At 39.7% G+C, this 1,281-nt stretch carries 1 protein-coding gene; it reads right to left on the bottom strand.

What is annotated here, in order from left to right; genetic code table 11:
* Positions 1-159: 159 nt before the first annotated feature.
* Positions 160-1,281, bottom strand: a 1,122-nt coding sequence (locus VZD24_RS15195; RefSeq protein WP_342688107.1) for a T9SS type A sorting domain-containing protein, incomplete at its 5' end; no start/stop codon positions are given.

Here is a 1,281-nt window from a genome sequence, read left to right as displayed (position 1 = left end):
GCCGGATCGAAGCTCTTCGCCCATTTGTTTTATGAGAGCTTCCATATCTAAATTACTTTCTGTACTTTTCATATGTCTAATTTATTAAATTATAAATTGACACACTTAATTGAATAGACTCCCCTAGGCGGCTTTACAAAATAAACTAACAAATAATTACTATTCCTTTATAAGTCTCATGGTTATTTCACCATTAGCGCCTTTAATTTTTACGTAGTAAGAAGCAGCTGCAAGTTGATCTACGTTTATAGTTTTTACATTGCCCATTCCACGAAGGTCTGCACTTTGTACCAATCTACCTCTTAGGTCGTAAATTTCCAGTCTTTCCAATTCTAAACTCTGCGGATTGCTGATGTTTAAAATATTGTTGGTTGGAACTGGATACATTTTAACGCTTCCAAGGTTTTGGTGATTGTCTTCTGCACCAAGTACGCTTTCAACAGTTAATTCAAATTCGCAAGTACTTGTATTACCATATGCATCGGTTGCAGTGAAAGTAATAGTGTGTACTCCATCAGGAAGCGGCGTGCCTGCTACTGGCGATTGTGTTGTAATTGTAACTGGATCTGTACAGTTGTCAATTGCTGTAGCTTCACCCGTTGCAAAGTAATCTGGAAGGATATAGAATATATTTCCTGGTCCTGGATCTACTGTTTGGTCTGCAGGACACGTAATTACCGGTGCAAGGTTGTCTACCACAGTAACCTCTGCTGTACAAGATGCAAGGTTGCCATTTACGTCAATTGTAAACACCTGAACCGTTACTGGCGCACCAATATCTGAACAATCAAAATCGGTAATATCTACGGCCGAAGTAAAGATTCCACAAGCATCGTCATTAGAAGCTATCACATCACTTGGGTCGAGAATAGCAGTACCATCTGCACCAAGTTCTAATGTAAAGTCTTGACAAACTAATACCGGACTCGTATTATCTTCTACTGTTACCGTGGCGGTACAAGTTGCCGAGTTTCCGTTTACATCGGTTACCGTAAGGGTTACAATATTGTCGCCAACATTTGAACAATCAAAAGTATCCATATCTAAATCATAACTCGCAATGCCACAAGCATCGGTGCTTCCGCCGTCAACGTCTATTCCTGCGATGGTTACAGTTCCTGTTGCATCGAGTACAACTGTAATATCTTGACATACTACCGTTGGTGCAGTTACATCTTCAACAGTTACAATGGCAGTACAAGTTGAAGTATTTCCGTTTACATCGGTTACTGTTAAAATAACGTTGTTGTCGCCAACATCAGAACAGTCAAAAGTATCAAC

This window comes from Aequorivita flava (genome assembly GCF_038742595.1).
In the GTDB taxonomy this organism is placed as follows: Bacteria; Bacteroidota; Bacteroidia; order Flavobacteriales; family Flavobacteriaceae; genus Aequorivita; species Aequorivita marisscotiae.
The sequence above is the reverse complement of the archived record's forward strand: the minus strand, read 5'-3'. Positions and strand labels throughout refer to the sequence as shown.